Annotated in this window: 4 protein-coding genes and 1 pseudogene; all 5 read right to left on the bottom strand. The window is 68.6% G+C overall.

Translation table 11 applies throughout. The features are described from left to right. Positions 1-23: 23 nt before the first annotated feature. Positions 24-773 carry a YcnI family copper-binding membrane protein gene (locus AC5RWT_RS35790; protein ID WP_494084366.1) on the bottom strand — a complete coding sequence of 250 codons (750 nt, stop codon included), beginning with the start codon at positions 771-773 and terminating at the stop codon, positions 24-26. 111 nt (positions 774-884) lie between these two features. After that, the gene (locus tag AC5RWT_RS35785; RefSeq protein ID WP_494084365.1) at positions 885-1,472 is read right to left on the bottom strand and encodes a hypothetical protein; all 588 of its coding nucleotides are present in this window, start codon (positions 1,470-1,472) and stop codon (positions 885-887) included. 2 nt (positions 1,473-1,474) lie between these two features. Further along, complete coding sequence (gene rlmH / locus AC5RWT_RS35780; RefSeq protein WP_494084364.1) at positions 1,475-1,942, bottom strand: 23S rRNA (pseudouridine(1915)-N(3))-methyltransferase RlmH; 468 nt, start codon at positions 1,940-1,942, stop codon at positions 1,475-1,477. Beyond that, a complete protein-coding gene (locus AC5RWT_RS35775) occupies positions 1,939-2,790 on the bottom strand; it encodes a thioesterase family protein (protein ID WP_494084363.1) in 852 nt (283 codons plus the stop codon). The genes rlmH and AC5RWT_RS35775 overlap by 4 nt, the downstream gene beginning before the upstream one ends. Before the next feature lie 134 nt (positions 2,791-2,924). After that, positions 2,925-3,454, bottom strand: a pseudogene (locus AC5RWT_RS35770) (hypothetical protein); the annotation flags it as partial.

Raw genomic sequence — 3,454 nt, 5'->3', positions numbered from 1 at the left:
GCCCGCAGCCAGGGGCCGGAAGGTCAGGCCTTCGTGCGGGTGCGGACCAGCGCTGTCACGCCGGCGGCCAGCCCCAGCAAGCCGGCGCCGAGCCCGGTCCAACCGGCAACCGCCGCCGCGTCGGTACCCGAAGCTGCCACGGCTCCGCCGCGAGCAGCAGTGCCGCCGTCGGCCGCGCCGCCGTCGTGAGCCGCACCTCCGCCGTCGTGCCCTCCGTGGCTGCCGGCGGACGCTTCGCCGATCACGAACGACGGGGCAGGGGACTTCAACTCATGGGGATCCTGGCCTTCTGCGGCGAGGTCGTCCCACTGGGTTTCGCCCTTCTGGCAGGTCTGCAGGGTGGGGAAAGCCAGGGTCTCGCCGGGAGCATCGGGCAGCAGAACCTGCAGCTGCAGCGTGTCGCGCAGCCCGTCCGGCACGGGCTCCTTGGCCGTATAGACGATCTGGCTGACCCGCTCGGTGGCGGCCGCTCCGCTGTCCAAGGTCTTGGGAGCATCAAAGGTCTCGGTCACCTTTTCCACCGCCCAGCCAGGGTGCACGGTAGGTGTGGCGTCGACGAGTTGCTCGGGGAGCGAGATAGCGATCGCGGTGGTCGGCGAACCGTCGCACCCATGGGCGAAGGAAAAGGTCAGCACGGAGCTGCTGCCGGCGGCGTTGTTCTCGGGAGTAACTCCGACGTGCGCGGAGGCTGCGCCGGTGCCAACGGCCAGCAGGCCGGCAGTAGTGCCGACTGCCAGTGCGGCGCGGAAGGTCGTGCGGGAAACGGTAGTCACATTGGTGCCTTTCAGCAGGCGCTGGGCAAGGCCGAACCCACGCAGAGGAGGAACGGAGGAGTTGCGGGCAGCGGCGGGCGAATGATGCGTGGGAACGGGCCGGGGCCGGTGTCAGAGGCTCGCCGGCCCCGGCGGCCCGCGCAGCGGCACCAGGGTGGCCAGGTACTGGGTGTTCAGGGGCAGCGGAGCTTGGCCGGCGACCGGCAAAGGGCCAGCCACGGGCAGCACAGCCGCCGCTGGCAGCCGGACCAGCGGACGCAGCCAAGCCGCCAGGGCCCACAGTGCGGCCTCGCCGCGGGCCAGCATGAGCGCGGTCAGGGCGGTGCCCAGCAGGTGTGCGGCGAGCATGCCCGGCGAACTGCCGGCGTGCGATGCAGCCACACAGTCCAGTGCCACCGCGTGGCCGGCGTGACCGGTGTGTTCTGCGGTCGGTCCGGCCGGCGCGCAGCGGACCGATCCGAACAGTCCAAAAGCCCGGTGCAGCGCAAGTTGCCCGCCTGCGAGCACCGCAAGGATTGCCGCGGGATGGAGTTGCCGTCCGGCCAGGACCATCACCGGCAGCCAGGTCAGGGCACCCAGTGCCAGCACGACGGCGGCGGGCGGCAGCATTCCGCCGGCTGCGGTGTGCGCTGCGGCGGCCAGGCAGAGGATGGCCGCGGCGACTGCCGCCGACCGGCCGAACCGCAGTGCGCTACCCACGGTCATTCATGGTGGTACGGCCGTCCGCCGGAAATCTCCTGCGCGCGGTAGAGCTGCTCGATCAGGATCAGCCGGACCAGCTGGTGGGGGAAGACCAGTTTGGACAACGACCAGACGAAGTCGGCGCGCTGGTGGATCGAGTCGTCCACTCCATACGCGCCGCCGATGATGAGGGTGACGTTGCGGGAGCTGTCCAGCGGCTGCTGCAGCGTGCGTGCCAGCGTGGGCGAATCGATGTTCTTGCCGCGTTCGTCCAGCAGCACCACAAAGTCGTTGGCGTACTTGCCGGCGAGCTTGGCCAGCAGGGTTTCTGATTCTTCCTTCCGTGCCGCATCGTGCTCGCGGGAGGAATGCGGGATCGGCTGCCACGTGACGTCGAAGGGCTTTTTCATCCGCTTCTCGTAGCGGTCGATTCCCTCGGCGACCCAAGACTCATGCTTGCGGCCGATGGTGAGGATGCGCAGGCTCATCCGGCTGATCCGGGGAACCTGCGGACGGTCAGGATCTGCGTGGCGCGTCCAACAGGGCCATCTTCATCGAACAGCTCGGTGTCGGTCATGCCGACGCCGCTGGTCCCGAAGGCTACGCGGGTGTCCAGTCCAGCCCACTCTCCTTCCGGCTGGCGGAATAAGTGGATGGTCAGGTCCAGGTTGGGGAACATGTACTCGCGCGGGTCCTGCCGGACCGCAACGCCGTTGGCAGTGTCCACGATGCTGACGAACCGGGCCAGCGGGTGGCTGTCCTCGCCTTCGACCAGCGGGTGCAAGGTCCTCGCCCAGACGGTGCCGTTCCCGGGACCGAGGTCCGCCACGGTGCGGAACTCGGTGGCCCGGATGAAGCCGCCGTCCCAGACGCTTTGCATGGGCGCCGGGGGACAGCCCTCGGGACCGGGCAGCCCGGGATGCGCCGGGCCCGCGACTTCGGCGGTATCGCCAGTCAAGAGCCGCCATGCCTGGGCGCGGATGGCAGTGCGGCCTTGGGCGGTGAACGTGGCTTCCAAAAGCTCAATCGTCTTGCCCGGCCGGAGCACGTTGGTCCTGATCTCGAACTCGCCGCCGTGGATGATGCCCAGGATCTCAAAATTGATCCGGCCCATCACCATCTCCGGGCGGGGATGGTTGCGTAGCAGCTCGTGCACGATCAGGCCGGAAGCCGGGGCCATGTGCTGTTCGTGGTCATTCCATGCGCCCTGGGAGTGCAGCGTGGAATGGAAGCGTCCACCGTCCAGCCGTACGTAGTAAGCGTCCGGAACCGCACCTCCATCGGCACCGAGGTGCTCCGTGGCGGAAGTGGCGGCAGTGGCGGTGGAATCGACCATGCCACCACTTTAGCCAAACCCTCGGGTGACTTTGCTCATCAGGGCTGCGGCTCAGGGCTGCAGGGCTGCAGCGCTGCTGGCTGCAAGGCCGGACGGTAGGGGACCGGACGTAGTGCGCGACGGTCAGTCCGGCCCTACCGCTGGTCCAGGGGCCGGGGATCGGCCGGCGGTGCCGGGGCGTCGGGCTTCGCCGGCGGCGCCCAGTCCAGGATGGCCGGCACGCGGATGGCGGCGTCACAGTTCACCGGGGCAGGGCGGGAGGGCTCCTCGGGCCGTTCGGGCGGGTCCGGCAGCTCCTCCTCGTCGTCCTCTGCTTCTTCCACCGCCGTCCGGTACTCTTCCATGGCGTCCTTGTACTCCTGCATCTCGTCCTTGTAGTCCTGCAGGGAATTTTTGTACTCCTGCTCAGCGTTCCGGTTGTCCGCTGCGCACTCCGCCAGAGCGGTCCGGTAGCTGGACCGGGCATTGTTCTGCCGCGTGAAGAACGTGGAACGCTCCGCCAGCGCCTGCTGGTAGACCGCGTAGTCGGCCCGATACGCCTCCCACTGCGCCGCAATCTTGTCCCAGGCCTTGTTCACCTTCGCCACGGCGGCGGCATAGTCCTTGTACTCCTTCACCTCTGTCCGGTAATGGTCGTAAGCGGCCCAGTAGTCCAGCACGCTCT

Source organism: Arthrobacter sp. Dra40 (assembly GCF_059091905.1).
This window is presented reverse-complemented; position numbering and strand designations above follow the sequence as displayed.

What these genes read in the sequence shown, in the direction of transcription:
- rlmH (WP_494084364.1), bottom strand. Translation starts at nt 1,942, where the DNA reads ATGAGCCTGCGCATCCTCACCATCGGCCGCAAGCATGAGTCTTGGGTC.
- AC5RWT_RS35775 (WP_494084363.1), bottom strand. Translation starts at nt 2,790, where the DNA reads ATGGTCGATTCCACCGCCACTGCCGCCACTTCCGCCACGGAGCACCTC.